Consider the following 24,426-nt stretch of genomic DNA (forward strand, 5'->3'; position numbering starts at 1 on the left):
GCTGAAGGACGGGGTGATCGACGCGGCCTTCATCACCGCGGGCATCCCCACCGCGGCGGTGCAGGACATCGCCGCCGTGCGCGACCTGATGCTCCTGCCCATCCCCCGGTCGGTGGTGGGGGAACTGGCCACCCGCTACCCGTACTACACGCCGGTCGTCATCCCCGCCAACACCTACCGGGGGCAGGACGCGCCGGTGGAGACGGCGGCGGTGATGGCCATGCTGGTCACGCGCCAGGAGATGGCCGAGGACCTCATCTACAACCTGACCAAAGCGCTGTGGGAGAACCTGGAGCGCCTGCAGGCGGCGCACGCGCGGGGCAAGGACATCAGCCCGGCCACGGCGCGGCGCGGCATGCCGATCACCATGCACGCCGGTGCGCTGCGCTACTACCGGGAGCGCGGGATCCAGTGAGGTGAATCCCACCGCATGAAGGGCCCCTGGGCTGCCGCGCCCCTCCTCGGGGTGGGCGACGCCGTCTGGCAGCACGCCGCCGCCCAGGGGCTCCAGGTGGCCGCCCCGCTGGCGGCGGCGGGGCTGGTCTGACGCGCGCGCTGGGGGTCCTGACCGCCGCCGGGTTCGTTGGCGCGGCGGTGCAGGCGCTCGCGCGACCCGGGGCGAGAGCGGCACGCGGAGTGGGGTCGCCGCTCCCTGGCAGCCCCTCGCCGGCTCTGGGCACGGTGCTCGCAGGTGCCGGCGGCACGCTGCTGGCCACGATCGAGGTGGCCACGGCCTCCCTGCGCTGGCTCGGGCTGTACTCGGAGGTCCGTGGGCCTCGTCAGGCTCGCGGGGACGGTGCTGGTAGGCGCAGCCCCCTTCCTGGCGCCGCCCGGTGCGGCCGCTTCCGCCAGGCTCGCCCCGCGGGCTGTCCGGAGCCCGGCCACGTCCACACCGTCGCGCAGGCGCCGCCCTACACCGTGGACGGTGGGGCCGTCCTCACGCCCACCCGTCCTGCCTGCACGGCTGCGCGCCCTCCAGTACTAGCCATGCTCGGCGGGGCGGCTTGAGGGCCGGCGGAGGGACACGGCCTCCCCGGATGGAAGATCGTCTCGACCCGGATGCCAGACTCGCCGTCCCGGACCCGGTCGGTGGCTGACGGGGCGGCGGCCAAAGGGGGGAAGGGCATGCCGACGGATCTCACGGTCGTCGTAGAAGACCGTCCCGGCCGGCTGGCCGACGTGGGCGAGGCGCTGGGGCGTGCGGGCGTGAACATCGAGGGGCTCGCCGCCACTACCGGGGGAGGGCAGGGCACCATTCACCTCCTCGTCGAGGACGCTGCCGCCGCTCGCCGGGCGCTGGAGCAGGCCGGGATCCCCGTCCAGTCGTCGCGGGAGGTGCTGGTCGTGGAGGTGGTCGACCGGCCGGGGGCGCTGGGGGAGCTGGCGCGGCGCATCGCCAACGCCGGGGTGAACATCGACCTGGCCTACCTGGCCACCCGCACGCGCCTGGTGCTCGGGTCCCCGGACCTGGAGCGGATGCGCGCGGCCATCAGGTGAACGGGGGCGGCCATCAGGTGGACAGGTGAGGAACGGCTGACAACCGGGGAAACATTCTGGATGCGATGGGGCTTGCGGTCACGATCTACCGTCAGCCGGGGTGCACCTTCTGCGACCAGGCGCGCGCCTGGCTCCAGGCGCATCAGGTCCCGTTTGCCGAGCGGGACCTGACCCAGGACCCGCTGGCCCGCAGCGAGCTGGCGCGCATGGGGGTCTTCGACGGTCCGGCGATCGTCGTGGCGGGACAGGTTTTCCTGTCCTTCGACCCCGACGCACTGAGGGCGGCCCTGAGCCAGGACGTGCGCGGCACCCCCGCGGAGCGGCGGGCGGCCCGCACCGACCAGGGGCCCTGACGCAGCACCGTCGCCGCCTCACGATGCCGTGGCCGGGGGCTCGACTCCGCCCTCGCGCCGCAGTTCGGTCAGGGCCTCCGCCTGCGATGACGCGACGGGAGCGATGCGGGCGAAGCCGACCACGTCCAGCACGCGCCGGACGCCAGTAGGGGCGGCGCACACGGCGACGGGCACGCGCAGGCGCCGGCAGGTCTGGCAGAACTCCTCCAGGACGCGTACCCCTCTGGCGTCCAGGTAGTCGATCCCGCTCAGATCCAGGAGGATCGGGCGACTGCGATCCAGCCCGTCCAGGACGTGGCGGAGGAGGGGGCGCTCGTCATGTCGATCTCCCCCTCGATGACGAGGACGGTGACCTCCTCGACCTGCTCGGTCCGCCAGCGCAGCATCTGCCTGTTCCGGGGAACACGGTCATTGTGCGCCGCACGCTCTCCCCCGTCCTAGCCCGGAGAACCGGCTACCTTCCTCGAGCGACGGCGACCGGCCACGGGCGCGGGGCTCGGCCACCGGCGCGGTCCAGCCACCGGCACGGGGCCGGCCACTGGCTGGCGCGGCCCGGCCACGAGCGCGGGCTCGGTCACGGGCGCGACGAGGGGAAAGCCTCACCGGGGACGGAGACACGGTGGCGCTCGAGCACGAGCTCCATCACGACGTCGCAGCGGTCTTCCGCACGTGTGGCTGCGAGGACGTGCGGACGGTTGGACCGGTAGCGCGCCGCCGGAGTCCCAGCGGCCGCGGGGGCCGGCTAGAGCAGCAGCAGCGCCAGCGGGACCAGGGCGAGGGTCGCCACGAAGAGGGAGAAGCGCAGCCGGCTCGTCGTCACCCGTTTGTTGAAGGCCAGCAGCGCGTCCCGGTAGGGACGGAACCCCAGCACCAGGACCGCCAGCGAGACCAGCGCCACCGAGACCATCTCCGTCAGGACGATGGTGAAGGCCACCGGCGTGCGGACAAGCAGCGAGGCGAAGGGCGTGTCCACGAAGGTGGAGATGTTCGCGCCCATGATGTAGGGGATGACGTGCCCACGCCTGATGTACCCTCGGGCGGCGAGCGGGACGAGCAGGGAGAGGGAGACCGAGACGGAAAGGGTCACCGAGGTCACCAGCAGGCCGAGCGCAAAGGTGGTGAAGGGGCGGGCGAGCCACCGGCCCCACCGCTGCTCGACGATGTCGCTACGGACCTCGGGGAGCACGCGGTCGAACAGGCGAAAGGCTCCCAGCATCGTGGCGAACCCCAGGGCGAAGACCGCCAGGCCGGGCAGCTGGGCACGGGCTGAGGCGGTGAGCGGGTCGAAGAGGAGGTCGATCACGGAGGCGAGGAGGACCGGCGAGCCGAAGCGCACGCCGTCCAGCCATCCCGCCCGCAGGGCGAGGGCTCCCAGCGCCATCGCCGGCAGGTAGATCGTGGCCGTCGTGACCATGGAGATCACCCACCCGAAGCCCAGGACGTTGGCCACGCCGTGGACGGACAGCCCCTGGAGGATACCGGTCAGGCCGCGGGCCCCGGTCTTCAGCAGCTCGATCGCCAGGATGAAGAGGAAGAAGGCCCCGGCGCCGAGCAGCAGGCCCGTCAGCCGGCGGAGGGTGCCGGTCGGCGCCGCCGGGACCTCGACCGGGGGACAGGTGAGGGGGCGGACCGCCAGGCGGGCGCGCCGGACGGCGCTGGCACGGGCCGGCAGGTGCATACGTCGGGTAGCGTAGCGGCGCGGCAGGGAGGCTCCCCCTCACCCGTCCGGCCGATCTTGCTCCTCCCGCCAGGCAGGGTTCACCTGGCAGCGTAGGACTCGCCGGGCGCCGCCCGGGAGGCATCGGCTCGATCGCGACCACGCGGGCGGGGAGCGGCCCGCCCAGCCGCCTCGGACGACGACAGGGAGCGGGGCGGTGTCTGACGAACACACCACCGCATGATCGTCGTGCGCACCTGGTTCCGCACCAAGTGGGGCGCGGCCAGCACCGTCGTCGAGCTCCTCAAGGGTCTCTCCGTGACGATGGCCGACGAGCGGCGTGCCCGCATCTACACCGACCTCTCCGGGGAGCTCTTCACCGTGACCTGGGAGACCGAGTGGCCGAGCCTCGCCGCCTATGAGGAGGCCTTCGAGGCGCTGCGCCAGCAGGAGGAGTACCGCGACCTGATGGTGGAGATCGCGGACCTGGTCGAGGTGGGGGGCCGGGACTTCCTCCTGCGCCGGTGGCCCGAGTAGGTCGCGGCCCCGGTGGGTCCGCATGGGGCTCCGGTTGAGCCGGCGGCGCTTCGAGCAGCTCGTCCTGGAGGCCCTGGAGAGCATCCCGCTCCCTCTGCGGCAGCGGATGGAGAACGTGGCGGTCGTGGTGGAGGCCTGGCCCACGCCCGAGCAGCTGGCCAGCGTGGGGCTGGGGCCGGACGACCTCCTGTTCGGCCTGTACGAGGGGACGCCGCTCGTGGAGCGGGGCGTGCTGGCCGAGCCGCTGCTGCCCGACCGGATCACCATCTTCCAGGGGCCGCTGGAGGAGGCCTGCGACACGGAGGAGGAGATCCGCGAGGAGGTCCGCACGACCATCATCCACGAGGTCGCCCACCACTTCGGCTTCGACGAGGAACGGCTCGCCGAGCTCGGGTACGAGTAGCCGGGCTCGGGGACGGGTGAGGGAGGCGGCGTGCTCGTCAAGGTCCTGCGCAGCGGCAGCGGCGGGAATGCCTGCTACGTCGAGCTGGGCGGCACCCGCCTCCTGGTGGACGCCGGCGTGCCGCTCGAGGTCGTCGCGCGCGAGCTGGCCCCGCTGCACATCACCCCGGCGGACCTGGACGCGGTGCTGCTGACCCACGAGCACGACGACCACGCCCGGGGCGCGGGCGCCGTGGCCCGCCTAGCCGCCGCCCCCGTGCTGGCCACCGCAGCGACGTTGCAGGCGGCGGCGCGCTTCCTCACCGGCGATCTGGGCGAGCCGATCCAGGCCGGTGGCGCCCTGCGCGTGGGCGCGTTGACGGTGGAGGCCTTCCCGGTCCCGCACGATGCCGCCGACCCGGTGGGGTTCCGGCTGACCGGGCCTGACGGCGTGGTGGTGATCGCCGTGGACCTGGGCGCGCCCACCGGGGCGCTGCGCGAGCGCGTGGCCGACGCGGACGTCCTGGTGCTGGAGGCCAACTACGACCTGCGCCTGCTGGGCGTGAGCGGCTACCCCTGGTTCCTGAAGAACCGCATCATCGCCCCCACGGGACACCTCTCCAACGAAGGCGCCGCCCTGGCGGCTTCCTGGGCGCCGCGCGCCCGTGCCGTCGTGCTCACCCACCTGAGCGAGGTGAACAACCTGGCCCCGCTGGCGCGTGACGTCGTCCTCGAGGCCCGGAGGCGCGAGGGGCTGCCGGCCGCGCGCGTCGAGGCGGTCCGCCCCAACGCCGCCGGCCCGCCGATCGCCCTGGCCTGAGGGTCCCCCCGGCATCGTGCCGTCCCGCACCGGACCTGCGCTCCGGGGATCGGCGGGAACTGAGAGCGGGGTCGACGGTGGGAACTGAGAGGACGGCGGGAACCGAGAGGGGGTCGACGGCGGTGGCTGATCGGCGGCAGATGCGCGCCCTCCCGCACACTTTCTTCCAGGGCCGCCAGACGGCCGGACTGCGCCGGGACGCCGTCGCGGTGCTCTGGGCCGCCCTCGACGCCGCCGACGCCGGCGGTGCGGTGCGGCGGGCGCTCGTGCGGGAAGGAGGCCGCCTCGACGCCGCCGGCGAGGTCCTCGACCTCGACGCGGTGCGGCACGTCTGGGTCACCGGCGGCGGCAAGGCGGCGGCGGCGATGGCCGCGGCCGTCGAGGAGGTCCTGGAGGACCGGCTCAGCGGCGGCGTCGTGGCCGTGAAGTACGGCCACGTCGTCCCCACCCGCCGGGTGCGCGTCCTGGAGGCCGGACACCCTCACCCTGATGCCGCCGGCGTCGCCGCGGGGGAAGCGGTGATCCGCCTGGCGCGGCAGGCGGATGCCGACGACCTGGTCCTGGTGCTCCTCTCCGGCGGCGGGTCGGCCCTGCTGACCGCACCCGCCCCCGGCGTCACGCTGGAGGACAAGCGGGAGGTCACCGACCTCCTCCTGCGGGCCGGCGCGCCGATCGGCGAGCTCAACGCCGTCCGCAAGCACCTCTCCCGCCTGAAAGGCGGCTGGCTGGCCCGGCACCTCGCCCCGGCGCGGTCGGTGACGCTCGCCCTCTCCGACGTGCTCGGCAACCCGCTGGACGTGATCGCCTCGGGCCCGACCGTCCCCGACCCCACCACCTTCGCCGATGCCCTCGAGGTCCTCTCCCGACGGGGCGTGCTCCAGCGCGTGCCCCTCGGGGCGCGCGCCTACCTGGAGAGCGGCCGGGCGGGACGCCACCCCGAGACGCCCAAGCCCGGCGACCCCGTCTTCGCCCTGGCGCGGGCCGCCGTCGTCGCGGACCTCCGGCGGGCGGTCGAGGCCGCCGCCAGACGGGCCGGCGAGCTCGGCTATCTCACCTCGGTCCTCTCGGTCACCGTCGAGGGGGAGGCCCGGGAGGCCGGGCGCGCCTTCGGGCGGCTCCTGCGCGCCGTGCGCGAGGGACGTGCGCCTCCAGGTGATCGGGAGGGTGGCCGGTGGGAAAGGAGAGAGGGGCGGCCGGTCTGCCTGCTCCAGGGCGGGGAGACCACCGTCACGGTGCGCGGGCCCGGCCGGGGCGGGCGGAACCAGGAGTTCGCGCTGGGTGCCGCCCTGGAGCTCGACGGCCTCCCCGGCGTGCTCGTGCTGGCCGCGGGGACCGACGGCACCGACGGTCCCACCGACGCCGCGGGCGCGGTGGCCGACGGCACGACCCTGGCCCGCGCGCGGGCCCGCGGGCTCGACCCGCTGGCCGCCCTGGAGCGGAACGACGCTTATCCCTTCTTCGAGGCGCTGGGGGACCTGGTCGTCACCGGACCGACGCTCACCAACGTGAACGACCTGATGGTGGGGCTGGTGGAGCCGGTCGACATTGACGATAGGTAAACGCGACCGATACCCTGGGGAGCAGTGAAGGTCCTCTTCGCGGTCGCCGAGGCCGTCCCTTACGTGAAAACCGGCGGGCTGGCCGACGTCGCGGGGGCGCTGCCCGCGGCCCTGCGGGGGCTGGGGCACGACGTCCGCCTGGTCCTGCCCCGCTACCGGGCCGTCTCACCGGCGGGGCTGGACCGGGCGCAGCCGTTGCGCCTGCCCATCGGCGGTCGCACCGTCGAGGGGGCGGTGCTCACCACCACGTCGCCCGCCGGCGTGCCCGTCTACTTCGTCGACTGCCCGCCGTTCTTCGACCGCCCCGGGGTGTACGGCGACGGCGTGCGCGACTACGAGGACAACCTCGTGCGCTTCGCCTTCTTCAGCCAGGCGGCGCTGGTGGTGGCCGAGACGCTCTTCGCCCCCGACCTGGTCCACGCGCACGACTGGCACGCCGCGCTCGTGGCCGCCTACGTCCACCGGCGGCGCTGCACCCGCCAGCCCGCCTGGCCGGTGCTCTTCACGGTCCACAACGTGGCGATGCAGGGGGTCTTCCCCGGCGAGCAGTTCGGCTTCCTCGGGCTGCCCGCCGAGTACTTCACTCCGGAGGGGCTGGAGTTCTGGGGCCAGGTGAACTGTCTCAAGGCGGGGCTCGTCTACGCCGATGTGCTCAGCACGGTGAGCGAGACCTACGCGCGGGAGATCCAGACGCCGGAGTACGGGGCCGGGCTCGACGGGGTTCTGCGGCGGCGCAGCGCCGACCTCTTCGGCGTCCTCAACGGCGTCGACTACACCCGCTGGGACCCGCGGGTGGCCCCCCACCTGCCGGCCCGGTACGGCCCCGACGACCTGGAGGGTAAGCGGCGGTGCAAACGGGCGCTGCAACGCGAGCGCGGCCTGCGTCCTCTGCCCTACGCCCCGCTGGTGGGGATGGTCAGCCGCCTCACCGAGCAGAAGGGCTGCGATCTCGTCACGGCCGTGCTCCCCTGGCTCGTGGCGCAGGGAGCGCAGTTCGTCCTCCTGGGCACCGGTGAAGCCCGCTACCAGGAGCGGTTCGAGGCGCTGGCGCGCGCCCACCCCCGTCGCGTCGCCGTGGCCTTCGGCTTCGACGAGCCGCTGGCCCACCGCATCGAGGCCGGGGCGGACTTTTTCCTCATGCCCTCGCGCTTCGAACCGTCGGGGTTGAACCAGCTCTACAGCATGCGCTACGGGACGCTGCCCGTGGTGCGGCGCACCGGCGGGCTGGCGGACTCGGTGGTCGATGCGACCCCCGACGCCGTGGCCCAGGGGCGGGCGACCGGGTTCGTCTTCGACGCCTACGCCCCGGAGGCGCTGCAGACCGCGCTGAGCCGGGCCCTGGCGGCCTACCGCGACGGGCCCACCTGGTACCGGCTGCAGCAGACGGCCATGCGGCAGGACTTCTCCTGGGACCGGAGCGCCCGGCGCTACGCCGACCTCTACGCGCTGACGGTCGAGCGGGCGCAGGCGGCCGCGCTCCACTGAGCGTCCCGGGGCTCACACCCAGCGAGAGCGAGGTGGCGTGCCTTGAGCGACTGGACGCCCTCTACGACCACGCCCGTCCGCCCGCGGCGGCTGCCGGCCGGCCTCTCCGGCCTGTGGGACCTGGCGTACAACCTGTGGTGGGCGTGGCATCCGGAGGCTTCCCGCCTCTTCGCGCAGCTCGATCCCGAGTGCTGGGCGCGCTCGCGCCACAACCCGGTGGCGGTGCTCCGCGAGGTGGAGGAGGAGCGCCTCCGGGCGGCGGCAGAGGACCCCGCCTTCCAGGCGGCCTGCACCGAGGTCCTGGCGGCGTTCCAGGCGGCGGTGCGCCCGCCCGCCGTGTCTGCCGGCGACGGCGCGCGCGCGCCCGGTGTCGTCGCCTACGCGTCCGCGGAGTTCGCCCTGGCGCCCTGTCTGCCCACCTACGCCGGGGGGTTGGGCGTGCTGGCCGGCGACGTGCTCAAGTCCGCCAGCGACCTGGGCCTCCCGGTGGTCGGCGTCACCCTCCTCTACCGCGAGGGGTACTTCCGGCAGGTCCTCGACGCGGCAGGCCGCCAGCACGAGGCCTACGATCCCGTCGATCCCGGGACGCTGCCGCTGGAGCCCGTCCGCGGGGCCGACGGGGGGTCCGTCATCGTCACCGTGCCCTTCCCCGGCCGCGAGGTGGCGTTGCAGATCTGGCAGGCGCGGGTGGGGCGGGCCACCCTGCTCCTGCTCGACGCCGCGCTCCCCCAGAACACGCCCGAGGACCGGCGGATCGCCGCCCGCCTCTACGACGGAGACCAGGAGACCCGTCTCCAGCAGGAGCTGCTGCTCGGGGTGGGCGGCCACCGCGCCCTGGCCGCGCTGGGCGTCAGGGCGGAGGTCTTCCACCTGAACGAAGGGCACTCCGCCCTGCTCGTCCTGGAGCGGCTGCGGGCGTGGCGCGAGGTGGGCCTGCCCTTCGAGGAGGCCTGCCGCCGCTCCGCCGCTTCCGTGGTCTTCACCACGCACACGCCGGTGCCCGCCGGCCACGACCTCTTCCCGCCCGACCTGGCGCACCGCTACCTGGGGCCGCTGGCCGTCGCGGCGGGGGTGGAGCCGGACGCCCTGGTGGCCCTGGGCCGCGTCGACCCCGCCGACCCCCGCGAGCCCTTCTCGATGACCGCCCTGGCCATGCGCTGCTCGGCCCGCCGCACGGCGGTGAGCCCGCTGCACGAGGCCGTCACGCGGCGCATGTGGCGTCGGCTCTGGCCCGAGGTGGGGGAGGCGGAGGTGCCCATCGGGCACGTGACGAACGGCGTCCACCTCGCCTCCTGGGTCGGCCCGGCGATGGCGCGCCTCTTCGACGCCCACCTGGGGGCGGCGTGGCGCCACCGTCCGCACGACCCCGAGGTGTGGCGGCCGCTGGCGGCGGTGCCCGACGAGGCGCTGTGGGAGGCCCGGGCCGCACAGCGCCGCGCGCTCGTCGACCTGGTGAACGCCCGTCTGGCCCGCGGCGAGGGCGCCGTCGCCCTACGCCCCCTCGACCCCGAGACCTTCACGATCGGCTTCGCCCGCCGCTTCGCCACCTACAAGCGCGCCACGCTGCTCCTGCGCGACCCCGAGCGGCTGGCGCGGCTCCTGGGCGACCCCGCGCGGCCTGTTCAGGTCGTCTTCGCCGGCAAGGCCCACCCGCGCCATGAGGAAGGGAAGGCGCTGGTCCAGGAGGTCGTGGCGCGCGCGCGGGACGAGCGCTTCCGGGGCCGGGTGGTCTTCCTGGAGGAGTACGACCTGGCCCTGGCCGCGGCGCTGGTGCAGGGCGCCGACCTGTGGCTCAACACGCCGCGGCGTCCCGAGGAGGCCAGCGGGACCAGCGGCATGAAGGCCGTGGCGAACGGCGCCCTCCACCTGAGCACCCTGGACGGGTGGTGGGAGGAGGCGGTGCGGCTCGTCCCCGAGGACGCCATCGGCTGGGCCCTGCCGGTCACGGACGGCCTGGGGGTCGAGGAGCAGGACGCGCGCGACGCCGACGCGTTGCTGCGCCTGCTGGAGCAGGAGGTGGTGCCGCTCTTCTACGACCGCGACGGGGCGCTGCCGCGCCGCTGGCTCGCCCGGGTCAAGACCGCGATCCGCCGGCTCTGCCCGCGCTACAACACCCACCGGGTGCTGGAGGAGTACGTGGGCCAGCTCTATGCGCCCGCCGTCCGAGGACGAGCGTGAAGGACACCGGCCCGGCGCGGCCCGACCTGGAGGGGGTGACCAGCGCGGGTACGGTGCCCCGCAGGTCAGCCGGCACGGCGACCCTGCCGCTCTTCCTCGGCCAGGATCAGCGTGAGCGCTGCATAGGCGAGGGCCGCATCGTATAACTCGGCGGTCGGGACATGCTCGTCGTCCGCGTGGGCCACCGCCAGGTCTCCTGGGCCGCAGACGATGGTCGGCGTCCCGGCAGCCTGGAGGAGGGCTGCATCCGTGAAGGCGGGGAGGACGGCGAGGTCCGGTTGGACGCCCCGGACTTCGCCGAGAGCGGCTAGTGCAGCTCCCACGAGAGGGTGATTGCGGGGGAGGTCGAGCGGTGGATGCGGGATGCGCTCGAACTCGGGCTCGCGGGCCACCTCCGCCCATCCACACCCGATGGTCTCCTGGATGACGCGCTCCAGGTCGGCCCGGATGGACTCCGGCGCGTCCCCGGGTAGCCACCGCTTTTCCACCTGAAACACGCACCGGTCGGGGACGGCGTTCCGGCTGATCCCTCCCTGAATCGTCCCAATGTTCAGGGTGGCCGTCCCGAGCAGGGGGTGGCGCTGTGCGGCCCAGGCATCCCGCAGGCGTTCCTCGATGGCCACAATGACTCGGGCGGCCTGCACGATGGCGTTCACCCCTCGCTCGGGGGTGCTACCGTGGGCCGCCCGTCCCCGAACCGTTACCCGATAGCGATCGACCCCCTTGTGGGCGGTGACCACGTGGAGCCGCGTCGGCTCCCCTACGACCGCCGCCCGCGCAGGCGGCCCGGCGCGCACGAGAGCCGCCGTCCCGAGGTTCCCCGTTTCCTCCGCGGCGACCGCCGTCAGGACCACGGGGCTCAGGGGGCGGAAGCCGGACCGCCGGAGGGCGACCAGTGCGCAGGTCATGGCCGCCAGGCCGCCTTTCATGTCGGCGGCACCCCGGCCCCACAGGCGTCCGTCCTCGACGACGGCGGCAAAGGGGGGTCGGGTCATCTGGGCCGAGGGAGGTACGGTGTCCATGTGGCCGTTGAGCAGCAAGAGAGCGGGACCCTCGGCTTCGCCCGGCAACACCGCCAGCAGGTTACGTCGCCCCTGGCCGATTGGCTGCTCTCGGACGGTCAGACCGGCCGCCTGGCACACGTCCTCGAGGATGCCCGCGATCGACGCCTCCCACCCGGTCTCGGGGCCCCAGCTCGGGGAGGCCACCAGGCGGGCGGCCAGGCGCTCCACCTCCGCGGGGTCCAGCCGGCCACGGACGTCGTCGAGGTGCAATGTGCCGTAGGCGGCCCTCAGGCTCATCTTCGGTAGACCTCCGGGATGACCTTGGGACATAAGGCGGCGAAATTCGGCGGCACGGCCAGCTCGCGGAGCGCGGCCACCGCCCGGTCCAGGTGCTCCTGGCCGCAGCGGAGCACGAAGATCCCGTGCCCGGGCAGCAGGACGTCGACGCCGAGCCCCGCCAGCTTTCCAATGTCGCGTCGGTAGGCGTCGAGACTGCACCCCGGGGTGTTCTGGAGGAGCAGGCTCCCACCGTAGAGCACCGCGTCGCCGGAGAAGAGGACGCGCCGCCCGTCCAGGTCTGTCAGGTAGCAGGTGTGGTGGGGCGTGTGGCCCGCCACCTCCAGCGCCTGCAACCGCACGTCCCCGAAGTCCAGCGTCTCCCCATCGCCCACGCCTCGGTCCACCGTGACGGTGGGGAACACGTAGTCGGACGGGTAGAGGCCGGCACGTTTCGCCTGCTCGAGGACGGCACTCTGGTCGACGATGCCCTCAACGACCGCGCGCTCCCCGGCGGGCGCCACCAGCCGGCAGCCGGTCCGGTCTTTCCACCCGCGGGCACCGCCAGCATGGTCGGCGTGGGCGTGGGTAAGGACGACAGTGTGGATCGCCGACGGGTCGAACCCATCGCGCCGCAAGTTGGCCGCGATGAGCTCCGGTTCCAGGCCGCACCCGGCGTCGACCAGCACCGTCCCTGCGGCTGTTTCGACCGCATAGACACTACAGTCGTACGGGTTGCTGAGACCAAAACGGCTGCTCCCCACAAGGGCGATCCGGTCGAGGATGCGCATGTCCCTGTCCTCTACGCCCGGTACCGCCGGGCCCACTCGGTCCCGGTCCAGGTCCGCCATCGCCGGGGCACGATCCGGATCAGGTAGCGGGGACGTCCCATGGTGCGTTCGGCGTACTCGAGCCCACGCTCCCCCATGTAGCGGCGCGCCAACTGCATGGCCACTGCGCGCAGGCGGGGATGGTCCCGGGGCGCCACGGGGCCCTCGACGACCTCGGCCGTTCCTTCCACCAGGACGCGGGTGTGCTCGAGGTGGGCGTCGTCGGCGATGTGCACGGCCACGGCCGGGTGGTGTCGGATGTGCTCGACGTAAGCGGCACGTGCCCGGGCCACCACGTAGAACACCCGTTCGGCCGGATCGAACTGATACCAGACCGGCACGACGTAGGGGGTTCCCTGGGGGGTGATGGTGGCCAGACGGGCATTCCAGGGCTCCGCCAAGAAAGCGTCGAGTTCCCTCCGGCTCAACCCCCCGACCTTGGCCGGCGATACGACCTGTTTGGGCTTCACCGCCCCTCCTCGACCTCAGTCAGGCTCCCCGTCTCGGCGGCGGCGACCAGCGCGGCAGCGACGGCCACCGCGTGCACGTGCTCGTCGAGGGCCGCGGTGCTCGGGGCATGACGTCCTGCCACGCAGGCCGTAAAGTGTTCCAGCTCGGCGCGGAGGGCGCCGTCGATCCGACCACCGACGGCAGGGACGACCAACGTATCCGGCGCATACGCCCCCTCGTCCGTCCACAGCTCCAGGCCGGCGCCCTCGTCGACCCGCCCCAGGCCTCCGCTCCCCACCACCTCCAGGAGTCCGCGCCGGGTGCCGGGCCGCTCGGGCGGAAGCATGGTGCTCGGAAACGCGGCGGGCACGAGGAAGTGCGTCTCGACGCTGGCCGTTGCGCCCGAGCGCAGCCAGAGCAATGCCGCCAGGGCGGCGGGGCGACCCTCTTCCGGGAGCGGGTGGGCCGCAGCCGCCACGCGGACGACGCGGGAGCGGGTCAGCCACAGCACCTGGTCGATGTCGTGGATGGCAGCCCGATAGGCCAGGTGGACCGATGTCCGCGTGAGCCACTCACGGCTGATCCAGCGGATCGCGCGGACGTGGAGCACTGCGCCGAGTCGCCCCGCGTGGACGGCTCCGGCCAGCTGGCGGTGCGGCACGCTGAAGCGGAGGACGGTCCCCACGTGGACCACCCGGCCTGTCCGGCGGGCCGCCTCCCGCACCGCCCGGGCTTCCAGCAACGAGGGCGCCAGCGGTTTCTCGACCAGGACGTCCCACCCGCGCTCCATGGCCGCCACCGCCTGCGCGGCGTGCTCCGTCTCGGGGGTGGCCAGGACCACGGCGTCCACTTCCGCCCGCTCCAGCGTCTCCGCGAACGAGGCGAAGAGCGGCACGTCAGGGAAAGCGACGGCGGCGGCGTGGCGCCGCGCCTCGTCGGGCTCGCACAGGGCAGCGAGGCGCGCGCCAGGGAGGTCGCGCAATGCCGCTGCATGGAGGCGACCAAAGTGGCCCACCCCCACCACGCCCACGCGCACCACCTCCTCCTTCATGGGCGGAGCCGCGGGTCGAGGTAGTCACGCAGGGCGTCTCCCACGAGGTTCAGCGCCAGCACCGACAGCATGATGAAGAGCCCGGGGAAGAGCGAGATCCATGGGGAGATCGGCAGGAACTCCTTTCCCTCGTTGAGGATGGTGCCCCAGGACGGCGTGGGGGGCTGGACGCCCACACCAAGGTAGCTGAGCGCCGACTCGATGAGGATGGCATAGGAGAGGGAGACGGCCACTTGCACGATCATGGGGGAGAGCACGTTCCGCAGGATGTGGCGCCGCATGATGAGCAGCGGCCCGGCGCCCATCGCCATCGCCGCTTCGACGTAGGCGAGGCGTTTCTCCGCGAGCACGCTCGCCCGCATCACCCGGAAGAACAGGGGGGTGTAGACAACGGCGATGGCGATGATGACGGTCGTCGCCCCGGCCCCGAGGACCGCCGAGATCCCCAGCGCCAGCAGCACCGACGGGAATGCGAAGAAGATGTCCATGACGCGTCCCAAGACCAGGTCGGTGAGGCGCTCCCAGAATCCGGCCAGGAGCCCGAGGAGGCCGCCGACGAGGGCGGCGATGGTGATAGCGGCGCACGCGATCCCCAGCGAAACCCGAGCGCCGAAAATCACACGACTCAGCAGATCGCGCCCGAAGCGGTCCGTCCCGAAGGGGTGCGCGCGAGAAGGCGCCTGGAACATGCGCTCGGCGTCGATGGCGGTGGGGCCGTAGGGGGCAAACACCGGGGCCAGGAGCGCCACGACCGCCAGCGCGGCGAGCAGGGTCAGGCCAACAGCGAAGAGCGTGTTCCGCCCAAGGTGGCTTGCCCAACGGGTCAGCGGGCGGGCAGCCACCGCCAGCGCGGGCGAGGGCGGAATGGCGCGGATGGCGCGGGCCATCACTGGTACTGGATCCGCGGGTCGATGACCGCGTAGAGGAGATCGACGGTGAAGTTGAGCAGCATGAAGAGCGCTGCGCCCACGAGGATCGTGCCCTGCACGACAGGGTAGTCCCGCTGGAAGATGGCGTCCAGCAGGAGGCGGCCGACCCCGGGGAGGCTGAAGACGTCCTCGACCACGACAATGCCACCCAGGATGTATCCCATCTGGACTCCAGCCACGGTGATGATGGGGATGAGCGCGTTGCGCAAAGCGTGGCGGAGCAGCACGCGCTGAGGCCCAAGGCCCTTCGCCCGAGCGGTGCGGACGTAGTCCTGTCCCAGCACGTCGAGCATCGCCGATCGCGTCATTCGGCTGATCATGGCGGCCGTGGCCGTCCCCAGCGTGAGCGCGGGGAGCGCCATGATGCTGAGGTTGCCCAGGGGATCCTGGGTGAACGGGATCCACTGCAGCGACGGCATCCACTGCAGGTAGACCGAGAAGAGCAGGATGAGCAGCGTTCCCTGCCAGAAGGCGGGTACGGAGAGGCCTAGGGTCGAGACGATCCGCACGAAGCCGTCCGCTGAGCCCCGTCGGACGGCGCCCACGATCCCGAGCGGGATCCCGATGATCAACGACCAGGCGACGCTCAGGACGGCCAACTCCGCCGAGACTGGCAGCCGGGAGAGGATCAGCGCGGCCACAGGCCGATCGCTCCGCCACGAGTGACCGAGGTCTCCGCGAAGCAGTCCCCACGCCCATTCGCCGAACTGCACGTACCAGGGGCGGTCAAGCCCGAAGAACACACGGAGGCTGCGGAGCGTCTCCTCGGTGATCAGCGCACTCTGCCCCAGGAGCTGCTCGACCACCGTGCCGGGGATCAGCCGCATCAGCCCGAAGACGATGAGGCTGACCCCCAGCAGCGTGGCCAGCATCGCCAGGAGTCGCCGGAGAACGTACGCCCGCAGCGCCTACCTACTCCTCGATCCAGACGAACCGCAGCCCGTACAGGAAGCCCGTCGGGTACGGACGAAATCCTTGAATTTTTCGGTTCAAGCTGTACAGCAGATGAGGGGCGTAGAGCGGAACGCTGATGGGGTCATCCGCCAGCATCGTCTGCACCCGGTCGTAGATGGCCTTCCGGCGGTTCCGGTCGAGGGTACGACGTCCCTCATCCAGCAGTCGGTCCACCTCGGGGTTCCCCCAGCGCCGGAAGTCCACCCCCTGCGGGGGCTGTCGGTAGTGGCGGTAGAAGGCCTGGTCGGGATCCACGAACCCGCCCCACTCGTTCACCGTCGACGGGGATTGGCGGGCGATCCAGTCCTTGATCCAGACGCCGATGTCGACCGTCTCCACCTTGACCTCGAAGCCAGCCTCTCTGAGGTTGTCGGCGATGACCTGGATGGAGGCGGCGAGGGAGGGGAAGCCGACGATGTTCCGGATCGTCAGCGGCACGGGCGGCCGCAGCCCCGCGCGCTGCAGCAGCTCCCGCGCCCGGGCGACGTCGCGCTTCTGGTTGGGGAGGCGATCCACCGGCATGGCCCAGAAGGTCATGGCGGGTGGGAGGACGCCCAGCCGCTGCCCCAGCCCGTTGCCCGCGATGCGCAGGACGGCGTCCCGGTCGATGGCCAGCGCCACCGCGCGCCGCACGTCGGGGTTCTTCGTCGGCTCCATGTCTCCCGCCAGGTCGAGGACCACCCACCGGATCCCGGGTGCCTGGATGTTGTTCAACGCCCGCAAGTGCCGGACGAGCTGGAAGTTGGCGCCACTCTCGAACTGCACCATGTCGATCTGGCCGGCGCGGAGTCCGGCCACCAGCGAGGACTCGTCCGGGATCGCCTGAAACGTGATGCCATCGAGGTAGGGCCTCCCGCGGTCCCAGTAGTCGTCGAACCGCCGCAGGACGAGACGTCGATTGGGCTCGAACCCCTCGACCCGGAATGGGCCGGTCCCGACGGCCGCCTGCTGGAGTTCCCGGCCAGTGCGAACGGCGTCCTTAGGGATGACCGCGTTGTACTTCCCGGCCAGGTTGATGAGAAACGTCGCGTTCGGCTCGTGGAGGGTGAAGCGGAGGGTGTAGCGGTCGACCACGTCGATGGACCGGATCATGATCAGATCCCCACGCCCGCCCGAGCCGGTCTTCGGGTCGAGGACCCGTTCGTAGCTGTACTTCACATCCTCGGCGTCCATCTCCTTGCCGTTATGGAACTTGACCCCGCGCCGGAGATGGAAGATGTACTCCGTTGGGGAGCGCTCCTCCCAGCGTTCGGCCAGCATGGGCCGGGGGACCAAGTCGAAGTCCACCCAGGTGAGCGTCTCGTAGAAGAGCGGCTTACGCCGCTGGTAGATGTCGGCCCCCTCCAGGTGGGGCTCGATGCTGGCCGGGAGGGCCGCGCTCCCGAAGGTGATCTGCCCCCCCCGGCGCGGCGTGGCCCCGGGAGCCGCCGCCGCCGTCCAGAGGTGCCGCGGGACCCCGAGTCCGGTGACCGCAAGCCCTACCCCGACGCCTCCCGCGGCCTTCAGGAACTCCCGCCGGGTCACCCCCATCCGGTCACGTGCGTAGCTGTCGTCGCTACCCATCCGGTCTCCCCCCTCGTGCTCTCGCCCTCGTCCGCGTCCTGGGGCCTCTCGCCGTGAAGAAGCGGCGCATCAGGTGTTCGCGGGTCGTGCGCAGGTGGTCCCGCATGCCGGCCTCCGCCCCCTCCGGGTCGCCCTCTCGAAGGGCTGAGAGGATTCGAAGGTGCGCGGCGTACGACTCCCGCTCGATCTCAAAGCGCTGCCTCGTCAGGGCGCGCACGAGGGCCGACTGGTTCCGGAGGATCGCGTACATCTGCTGGAGGTAGGAGTTCCCGCACGCCCGGACGACGTGGTCGTGCAGGCGCCGGCCGGCCGCCACCAGCGCAGCCCGGGCGTCGGGGGTGTCCTCGAGCCGGAGGGCCGCGAACTCCCGCGTCAGCCGGTCGAGGGCGGGGTGGTCCGGAAAGGCTGCCGCCAGGCGCGCGGCGATGGGTTCGACCGCTTCCCGGGCGTCGAAGATTTCCAGGATGTGGCGGGTCTCCAGCTGGCGGACGAAGGCACCCCGCCGCGGGTAGAGCACCACGAGCTGCTCATGGTGGAGCCGGTGGAGGATCTCGCGGATGGGCGTACGGCTGAGCCGGTAGCGCTGGGCCAGCGCGCGCTCCGCGATGGGCGCGCCGGGACGCAGCGCACCGGAGAGGATGGCCCGCTTCAGGTGCGCGTACGCGACCTCCTTCGACCCATTCCTGCTGCTCACGGGAACGGCCGCCGCCACCTTTGATGTGTGTACCATTGGTATACCAAATCCACGGGACGGATTCCTTCCCCGGCCGGCCAGCCGTTGCGCCGGCGGCGGGACAGGGCTGCCGCCTCTCAGGAGTCGAGTCCTGCTTTCAATGGGGCTCCAGGGCTCCGGTCGATCGAAGGGAGGGGAGGCGTCACGACAATTCCTCGATCAGCATGACGTGGACCTCCCCCGGGCCGTGCACGCCCGACACGTAGGTCAGGCCGATGTCCGCCGTGCCGCTTGGCCCGGAGATGCAGGTCCAGGCCGAGGGCGGCTCCTCCCGCTCCAGGACGGCGAAGAGCGCGGGGAGGGTGGGGAGCACGGCCCCGGCGGGCACCAGCGCCAGGTGGACCGGCGGCAGGAGCGAGAAGGCGCGCGGCTGGTCCGCTGAGGCCCGCTCCACGAGCGTGCCGGTCTCCGCCACGGCGTAGTCCGCGACGGTGAGGCCGGCCTGCGCCCCAGCCAGGGCGTCGCGCGTGGCCGTCGCGGGGTCCAGCACCCTGTCCGCCACCTGTGAGACGGCTGCCCGGAGGCCGAGCCGCTCGACCAGCGGCCGCGCTGTGAGGGCCACCGTGAAGGCCCCTTCCGGGGCGCGTGCCCGCACCTCCTGGAGCAGAGCGGCCACCAGGTCCCCGACCTGCTCCGGCCTGACCCGGTGGAAGTGCGCCGCCGTGCGCCGCCACCGTGCCGCCAGCGCCTCCACTGGGTCCTCTGGGACCGACTCGTGGGAGGCCGGGTGATTCGCGTGCGTTGCCGCGCCGGGGCCCATTGCCGCGCCGGGGCCCGGGGGACCACCAGGCGGCTCGTGCGGCCCGGGGCGGGGCGCCGCGCCGGGCGCGTCCGGTGCGGCCTCGATCGGCGGCTGCGAGGGGCGCCCGGCGCCCGGGGCTGTTGCGCGCGCCACCGTCGAGCCCGCCGGGTGGTCCCGCCATGCCGCAGGCGGCGGGGCCGGGAAGTCCCGGCTGGCGGTCCAGCCCCCAAGCGGCGGGGGCAGCCATCGCACCGCCCCGTCCCGGACGAGCGGACGCAGGGCCGCGCGCAGGGCCCGCCCGGCCAGGCCCCACCGGTTCGGGTCCGCGGCGGCTGCCGCGTAGAGCCGGACGGCCACCCGCTCCAGCCAGGCCACCTGTCCCGCCTCCACTGCACGCCGCCGCAGGACCAGCAGCAGCCGTGGCAGGTCGATGCCCACCGGGCAGACCTCGGCGCACCGGCCGCACAGCGTGCTGGCGAAGGGGAGCTGCCCCGCCCGGTCGATTCCCTGGAGGAGCGGGGTGACGACGGCACCGATGGGGCCGGAGTAGATCGAGCCGTAGGCGTGGCCGCCGGCGCGCTCGTAGACCGGGCAGGCGTTCAGGCAGGCCCCGCAGCGGATGCAGCGGAGCGCCTCACGCACCTCGGGGTCGGCCAGGATGCGGCGCCGGCCGTTGTCGAGCAGGACCAGGTGCAAGGCCTCGGGACCATCGTGCTCGTCCGGTCGTCGCGGGCCGGTGAGCAGCGAGACGTACTCCGCCGCGCGCGTGCCCACGGCACTGGGGGCCAGGACGCGCAGCAGGAGAGCCAGGTCGGTCAGGCGCGGGATCACCTTCTCGATGCCCATCACCGCCACGTGCACCCGCGGCAGCGTGGTGGTGAGGCGGGCGTTGCCCTCGTTCTCCACCAGGACGAGCGTCCCGGTGTCCGCGGCGGCGAAGTTCACGCCGGTGATCCCCAGGTCGGCGCCCAGGAAGACCGCGCGCAGGTGGGCGCGGGCGCGCCGGGTCAGGTCTTCGGGGGCCGCGGCGGGCGGCGTGCCCAACCGCTCGGCGAAGAGGCGCGCCACCTGTCCGGCGGACTTGTGGAAGGCCGGCGCGACGAAGTGCACGGGGCGCTCGCCGGCGAGCTGCACGATGAACTCGCCGAGATCAGTCTCCGTGACCTCGGCGCCGGCGGCCTCGAGGGCCGGGTTGAGGTCGATCTCCTCGGTGGTGGAGGACTTGCTCTTCACGATGCGCCGGGCGCCGTAGCGCCGCACCAGGTCCACGATGAGGGCGCGGGCCGCCGTCGCATCAGGGGCGTGGTGGACCTCGCCGCCCGCGTGGCGGACCGCCCTCTCCAGCCGGTCCAGGTGGCCCTCCAGGTCGGCCAGCGCCGCCTCCCGTACCGCCGCCGCCCGCGCCCGCCACGCCGGCCACTCCGGGAGGGTGGCCACGAGCGCGTCCCGGCGCTCGCGCACCGTCCGCACCGCCCCGCCGAGCGCCGTCTGGAGCTCGGGGTCGGCCAGGGCGCGCCGGGCGCCGTCCAGGAAGTCGATCACGGGGACCGGGAGGCCAGGATCTCGGCGATGTGCACGGCCCGGACGGGGGAGCCGCGGCGCCGCAGCCCGCCGGCGACGTGCATCAGGCAGGAGACGTCCGTCCCCGTGACGACCTCCGCTCCGCTGGCCTCGACCGCCCGGAGCTTGGCCTCCAGCATGCTGGCGGACAGATCTGTCATCTTCACCGCAAAGGCCCCGCCAAACCCGCAGCACTCCTCGATGCGGGGCAGCGGCCGCAGCTCCAGTCCCCGCACGGCGCGCAGCAACCCGAGCGGTAGGGCGCCCAGGCCGAGCTCCCGGTAGCCGTGGCAGGAGGCCAGGTAGGTGACGCGGTGGGGGAAGACCGCATCGATGCCGGTGACGCCGAGCCGCCTCACCAGGAACTCGCACAGCTCGTACGTCCGCCCGGCCACGGCCTCGGCCCGGTCGCGGTCTGGTCCCGCCTCGAGGAGCCGCGGGTACCAGTGGCGGACCATGGCGGTGCAGGAGCCGGAGGGGATGACGACGGCGTCGGCCTCCGCCAGCAGGGCCAGGTGGCGCCGGGCCAGCGCGCGCGCCTCCGGCCAGAAGCCGTCGTTGAGGGGGAGCTGCCCACAGCAGGTCTGCGCCGGGTCGTAGCGCACCGCCACCCCGGCGCGCCGCAGCACCTCCACCGTCGCCGCCGCCACCTGCGGGGCCAGGTGGTCGACGAGGCAGGTGGTGAAGAGGGCGACGCGCACCGGGGCGTTGGGCGGGGCCGCTAGATGAAGCGGGCGTCGCGGCGCGCCCCGGTGTAGTCCATGTAGACCACCAGCTCCTCCGAGAAGAACTCGATGGCCGCGCGCCCCTGCTCCTTCCACCCCGCCCCGGAGGCCTTCCGCCCGCCGAAGGGCGCCTGCACCTCGCCGCCCAGGGTGGGCGCGTTGATGTGCACCATGGCCACGTCCACCCGGTCGGTGAAGCGCATGGCGGCGTTCACGTCGCTGGTGTACAGCGCCGCTTTGAAGCCGTAGGCGCTGTCGTTCACGATGGCGATCGCCTCGTCCAGGTCGCGGCAGGTGAGGACGGCCAGCACCGGGCCGAAGATCTCCTCCTGGGCCAGCCGCATCCGCGGCTGGACCCCGTCGAAGACGGTGGGCGCCACGAAGTAGCCCTCCTCCAGGCCGGCCGGGCGCACCCGCTCCCCCCCGGCCAGCACGCGCGCGCCCTCCGCCCGTCCCACCGCCACGTAGCCCAGGACCTTCTCCAGCTGAGCGGCGCTGGCCAGCGGCCCCATGTCCGCCTGCGGGTCCATGGGGTCGCCGACGCGCAGGGCGCGCACCCGGGCCACCAGGCGCTCGAGGAAGGCCTCCCGCACGGCCCGGTGCACCACCACGCGGCTCGTGGCCGTGCAGCGCTGGCCGCAAAAGCCGAAGGCGCCCTGCACCGTGGCCTCGACGGCCAGGTCCAGGTCGGCGTCGGGCAGGACCACCAGGGCGTTCTTGCCGCCCATCTCGCACTGGACGCGCCGCAACCCCGCGCTGGCCCGCCCGTAGAGGGCGCTGCCGACCTCGGTGGAGCCGGTGAAGGAGACCGCCCGGACCTGCGGGTGGGTGACGAGGCGGTCCCCGACCGTCCCGCCGGGTCCGGTGACGACGTTGAGGACGCCCGGGGGCAGGCCGGCGTCGGCGAACAGCTCGGCGATGCGCAGGGCGCACAGCGGGGTGGTGGTGGCCGGCTTGAGGACGACGGTGTTCCCACAGAGCAGCGCCGGGGCCACCTTCCACATGGGGATGGCGATGGGGAAGTTCCAGGGGGTGATGAGGGCGACCACCCCGAGCGGCCGCCGCCGGGTGAAGATCAGGTTCTGGGGCAGCTCGGAGGGGATCGTCTCCCCGCCCAGCCGGCGCCCTTCTCCGGCCATGAACTCCAGGACGTTGAGGGCGCGGCGCACCTCGCCGCGGGCGTCGGTGATCACCTTGCCGGTCTCGCGGGTGAGGGTCTCGGCGAACGCCTCGGCCCGTTCCCGCAGCCGCAGCCAGGCCTCCAGGAGGACGGCGCCGCGCCGGGGCGGCGGGGTGGCCGCCCACTCGGGGAGGGCGGCGGCAGCCGCGGCGACGGCGTCGTCCACGTCCTCGGGGGTGGAGCGCTGGAAGCGCCCGATCACCTCGCCCGGCCGTGCCGGGTTCACCGTGGTGTAGGTCTCGCCGCTGCGGCCCGGCACCCAGCGGCCGCCGATGGCGTTTCCGTACGTCCGGGTGGTCTCCTGGACGAGCATGGCGGGCCTCCCTCGGGGTGGCGTTGCGGGAGCCTTCTCCGCAGGCGCAGGGCGACTCCTTCCCCCGACCCGGTGGTGGGTGGGCTGCGTCGCGGGCGGCGGGTGCCGCTGACGGGTGAGGCGCTGGAGGGGTGGGGGACGGTGATGGCGAAGGGCGAAGCAACTCGCGGCTGGAGGCGCCCTGGGCGGAGGGAGGTGAGCCATCGGGAGCACGAGGGGCCGGGGCGCACGGTCGGCAGAGGGGGGAGAGCAATGGGTCAGCAGGAGGTCAGTCGGCGGGAGTTCCTGAAAGCGCTCGGGGTCTCCGTCGGCGCCGCGGCGGTCGGGGGCCTGGCCACGTCGCAACTGGTCGCCCCCGAGCGTGCCGAGGCGCAGGCGCCCCCCCGGGGGCGCATCCCGGACACGCCGCTCCGGGTCGGGCACATGACCTTCCTCTCGGGCCCGGCGGCGGTGCTGGGCGCGCCCATGCTCAAGGGACACCTGCTGGCGGCTGAGGAGATCAACGCCAAAGGCGGTATCCTGGGCCGGCGCAAGATCGAGACGCTGCAGGCCGACGAGGCCGCCGGCACCGACGCCAACGTCAAGGAGTTCAAGCGGATGAAGCTCGAGGGGAAGATCGACCTCTTCACCGGGATCACCTCGAGCGGCAACACCCCGGCCATCGGTCCGGTGGCGGAGGACCTGAAGGTCCTGACGCTCTTCGCCGACGGGTGCACCGACTTCCTGTTCGACAAGGCGGTGCCGAACCCCAAGTACGTCTTCCGCATCACCAACATCCAGTCCGCCGACGGCGTCATGGCGGCCATCGCCGTGGCCATGACCTGGCCGGACGTGCGGAAGATCGCCCACATCCACCCCGACTACGCCTACGGGCGGAACGCCTTCGACCACTTCACCATCGCCCTCAGCAAGCTGCTCCCCGGCGTGGAGGTGGTCTCGGAGGCCTGGCCGCGGTTGGGGACCACCGACTTCACCGCCCACATCACCAAGACCATCTCGGCCAAGCCCGACCTGCTGGTCTCGTCAGTCTGGGGCGGCGACTACATCGCCATGTACAAGCAGGCGCTGGGCTACGGCCTGTTCAAGCAGATGAAGTTCGCCAGCACCATCGCTTTCGGCGTGGCGCCGCACGCCATCGGCAAGGACCACCCGGAGGGGGTCATCGCCGGCGTGCACGCCAACTACTACTGGAACTTCCCGCCGGGCAACAAGTGGCCGCTGAACAACATCTTCGTGCGCAAGTACTTCAACCGCTGGAAGGAGTACCCCAACTTCGAGGCGGAGGGGGCCTATACCGCGCTGCACATGTACCGCCTGGCGGTGGAGCGGGCCAACCGCCTCACCGGCGGCTGGCCGGACGACGAGGCGATCATCAGCCAGCTGGAGGGGCTCTCCTGGCAGGCCCCGGCCGGCTACATCTACATCCGGCCGGACAACCACCAGGCGTACAAGGACGCGGTCACCGGGTTTGCCTACAACGACCGCAACTACAACTTCATGGTCCTCAACCCCAACACGATGATCACCGTACCCATCCGCAACATCACCGCGCCGCCGGGGTGGCCGAAGGGCGAGCCCACCTCCACGTACACGTGGATCGACAAGACCTGGCCGAAGGTCCGCGCCTAGGCCAGACGCGCGTCCGTGCG

The 24,426-nt window shown here is 72.9% G+C and carries 24 protein-coding genes; 10 read left to right on the top strand and 14 right to left on the bottom strand.

What is annotated here, in order from left to right; genetic code table 11:
* The 3 genes from RB146_07480 to RB146_07490 form a co-directional block, all read left to right on the top strand.
* Window positions 1-415 (top strand): TAXI family TRAP transporter solute-binding subunit (locus RB146_07480; GenBank protein MDQ7828819.1); only part of this gene is annotated, 415 nt, incomplete at its 5' end.
* A 710-nt stretch (window positions 416-1,125) separates the two neighbouring features.
* Window positions 1,126-1,497, top strand: coding sequence for an ACT domain-containing protein (locus RB146_07485; protein ID MDQ7828820.1), 372 nt, complete (start codon window positions 1,126-1,128; stop codon window positions 1,495-1,497).
* 65 nt (window positions 1,498-1,562) lie between these two features.
* Window positions 1,563-1,850 carry a glutaredoxin family protein gene (locus RB146_07490; protein MDQ7828821.1) on the top strand — a complete coding sequence of 96 codons (288 nt, stop codon included), beginning with the start codon at window positions 1,563-1,565 and terminating at the stop codon, window positions 1,848-1,850.
* An 18-nt stretch (window positions 1,851-1,868) separates the two neighbouring features.
* Here the strand turns inward: RB146_07490 and RB146_07495 are convergent, their stop codons facing one another.
* The 3 genes from RB146_07495 to RB146_07505 all read right to left on the bottom strand — a co-directional run bounded on the left by RB146_07495 (window position 1,869) and on the right by RB146_07505 (window position 3,528).
* Entirely contained in the window at window positions 1,869-2,141 is a 273-nt protein-coding gene (locus tag RB146_07495) for an STAS domain-containing protein (GenBank protein MDQ7828822.1), read from the bottom strand.
* Window positions 2,099-2,236 (bottom strand): hypothetical protein, encoded by a 138-nt coding sequence (locus tag RB146_07500; GenBank protein MDQ7828823.1) that lies wholly within the window; start codon window positions 2,234-2,236, stop codon window positions 2,099-2,101. The genes RB146_07495 and RB146_07500 overlap by 43 nt, the downstream gene beginning before the upstream one ends.
* Window positions 2,237-2,592: 356 nt before the next feature.
* Window positions 2,593-3,528 (bottom strand): hypothetical protein, encoded by a 936-nt coding sequence (locus RB146_07505; protein MDQ7828824.1) that lies wholly within the window; start codon window positions 3,526-3,528, stop codon window positions 2,593-2,595.
* Window positions 3,529-3,747: 219 nt separating this feature from the next.
* On the opposite strand from RB146_07505, the gene RB146_07510 reads away from it, so the two are divergent.
* From RB146_07510 to glgP, 6 genes are all read left to right on the top strand, one after another.
* Window positions 3,748-4,044 (top strand): hypothetical protein, encoded by a 297-nt coding sequence (locus tag RB146_07510; protein ID MDQ7828825.1) that lies wholly within the window; start codon window positions 3,748-3,750, stop codon window positions 4,042-4,044.
* A 22-nt stretch (window positions 4,045-4,066) separates the two neighbouring features.
* Entirely contained in the window at window positions 4,067-4,447 is a 381-nt protein-coding gene (locus tag RB146_07515; GenBank protein MDQ7828826.1) for a metallopeptidase family protein, read from the top strand.
* Between the two features lie 30 nt (window positions 4,448-4,477).
* The gene (locus RB146_07520) at window positions 4,478-5,245 is read left to right on the top strand and encodes an MBL fold metallo-hydrolase (protein ID MDQ7828827.1); all 768 of its coding nucleotides are present in this window, start codon (window positions 4,478-4,480) and stop codon (window positions 5,243-5,245) included.
* Window positions 5,246-5,367: 122 nt separating this feature from the next.
* Window positions 5,368-6,804: a glycerate kinase gene (locus tag RB146_07525; GenBank protein ID MDQ7828828.1), complete on the top strand. Its 1,437-nt coding sequence runs from the start codon at window positions 5,368-5,370 to the stop codon at window positions 6,802-6,804.
* A gap of 24 nt (window positions 6,805-6,828) precedes the next feature.
* The gene (gene glgA, locus RB146_07530; protein MDQ7828829.1) at window positions 6,829-8,289 is read left to right on the top strand and encodes a glycogen synthase GlgA; all 1,461 of its coding nucleotides are present in this window, start codon (window positions 6,829-6,831) and stop codon (window positions 8,287-8,289) included.
* A gap of 42 nt (window positions 8,290-8,331) precedes the next feature.
* Window positions 8,332-10,467 carry an alpha-glucan family phosphorylase gene (gene glgP / locus RB146_07535; GenBank protein MDQ7828830.1) on the top strand — a complete coding sequence of 712 codons (2,136 nt, stop codon included), beginning with the start codon at window positions 8,332-8,334 and terminating at the stop codon, window positions 10,465-10,467.
* A gap of 65 nt (window positions 10,468-10,532) precedes the next feature.
* Here the strand turns inward: glgP and RB146_07540 are convergent, their stop codons facing one another.
* From RB146_07540 to RB146_07590, 11 genes are all read right to left on the bottom strand, one after another.
* On the bottom strand, window positions 10,533-11,768 hold the full coding sequence (locus tag RB146_07540; GenBank protein MDQ7828831.1) for an ArgE/DapE family deacylase: 1,236 nt from the start codon (window positions 11,766-11,768) through the stop codon (window positions 10,533-10,535).
* Window positions 11,765-12,538 (bottom strand): MBL fold metallo-hydrolase, encoded by a 774-nt coding sequence (locus RB146_07545; protein MDQ7828832.1) that lies wholly within the window; start codon window positions 12,536-12,538, stop codon window positions 11,765-11,767. Before RB146_07545 ends, RB146_07540 begins: the two co-directional genes overlap by 4 nt.
* A gap of 11 nt (window positions 12,539-12,549) precedes the next feature.
* Window positions 12,550-13,047 carry a pyridoxamine 5'-phosphate oxidase family protein gene (locus RB146_07550; GenBank protein ID MDQ7828833.1) on the bottom strand — a complete coding sequence of 166 codons (498 nt, stop codon included), beginning with the start codon at window positions 13,045-13,047 and terminating at the stop codon, window positions 12,550-12,552.
* Window positions 13,044-14,078 (bottom strand): Gfo/Idh/MocA family oxidoreductase, encoded by a 1,035-nt coding sequence (locus RB146_07555; GenBank protein MDQ7828834.1) that lies wholly within the window; start codon window positions 14,076-14,078, stop codon window positions 13,044-13,046. The genes RB146_07550 and RB146_07555 overlap by 4 nt, the downstream gene beginning before the upstream one ends.
* The gene (locus RB146_07560) at window positions 14,075-14,965 is read right to left on the bottom strand and encodes an ABC transporter permease (protein ID MDQ7828835.1); all 891 of its coding nucleotides are present in this window, start codon (window positions 14,963-14,965) and stop codon (window positions 14,075-14,077) included. The genes RB146_07555 and RB146_07560 overlap by 4 nt, the downstream gene beginning before the upstream one ends.
* Window positions 14,965-15,912 carry an ABC transporter permease gene (locus tag RB146_07565; GenBank protein ID MDQ7828836.1) on the bottom strand — a complete coding sequence of 316 codons (948 nt, stop codon included), beginning with the start codon at window positions 15,910-15,912 and terminating at the stop codon, window positions 14,965-14,967. The genes RB146_07560 and RB146_07565 overlap by 1 nt, the downstream gene beginning before the upstream one ends.
* A gap of 7 nt (window positions 15,913-15,919) precedes the next feature.
* On the bottom strand, window positions 15,920-17,524 hold the full coding sequence (locus RB146_07570; GenBank protein MDQ7828837.1) for an ABC transporter substrate-binding protein: 1,605 nt from the start codon (window positions 17,522-17,524) through the stop codon (window positions 15,920-15,922).
* On the bottom strand, window positions 17,517-18,218 hold the full coding sequence (locus RB146_07575) for a GntR family transcriptional regulator (protein MDQ7828838.1): 702 nt from the start codon (window positions 18,216-18,218) through the stop codon (window positions 17,517-17,519). The genes RB146_07570 and RB146_07575 overlap by 8 nt, the downstream gene beginning before the upstream one ends.
* Window positions 18,219-18,399: 181 nt before the next feature.
* Complete coding sequence (locus tag RB146_07580) at window positions 18,400-20,541, bottom strand: LutB/LldF family L-lactate oxidation iron-sulfur protein (protein ID MDQ7828839.1); 2,142 nt, start codon at window positions 20,539-20,541, stop codon at window positions 18,400-18,402.
* Window positions 20,538-21,260 carry a (Fe-S)-binding protein gene (locus RB146_07585; GenBank protein ID MDQ7828840.1) on the bottom strand — a complete coding sequence of 241 codons (723 nt, stop codon included), beginning with the start codon at window positions 21,258-21,260 and terminating at the stop codon, window positions 20,538-20,540. The genes RB146_07580 and RB146_07585 overlap by 4 nt, the downstream gene beginning before the upstream one ends.
* A 20-nt stretch (window positions 21,261-21,280) precedes the next feature.
* On the bottom strand, window positions 21,281-22,777 hold the full coding sequence (locus tag RB146_07590) for an aldehyde dehydrogenase family protein (protein ID MDQ7828841.1): 1,497 nt from the start codon (window positions 22,775-22,777) through the stop codon (window positions 21,281-21,283).
* A 252-nt stretch (window positions 22,778-23,029) separates the two neighbouring features.
* On the opposite strand from RB146_07590, the gene RB146_07595 reads away from it, so the two are divergent.
* Window positions 23,030-24,406, top strand: a complete 1,377-nt coding sequence (locus RB146_07595; GenBank protein ID MDQ7828842.1) for an ABC transporter substrate-binding protein — start codon at window positions 23,030-23,032, stop codon at window positions 24,404-24,406.
* Window positions 24,407-24,426 lie beyond the last annotated feature (20 nt).

It is taken from the genome of Armatimonadota bacterium (genome assembly GCA_031081585.1).
Classification (GTDB): Bacteria; Sysuimicrobiota; Sysuimicrobiia; order Sysuimicrobiales; family Humicultoraceae; genus Geohabitans; species Geohabitans tengchongensis.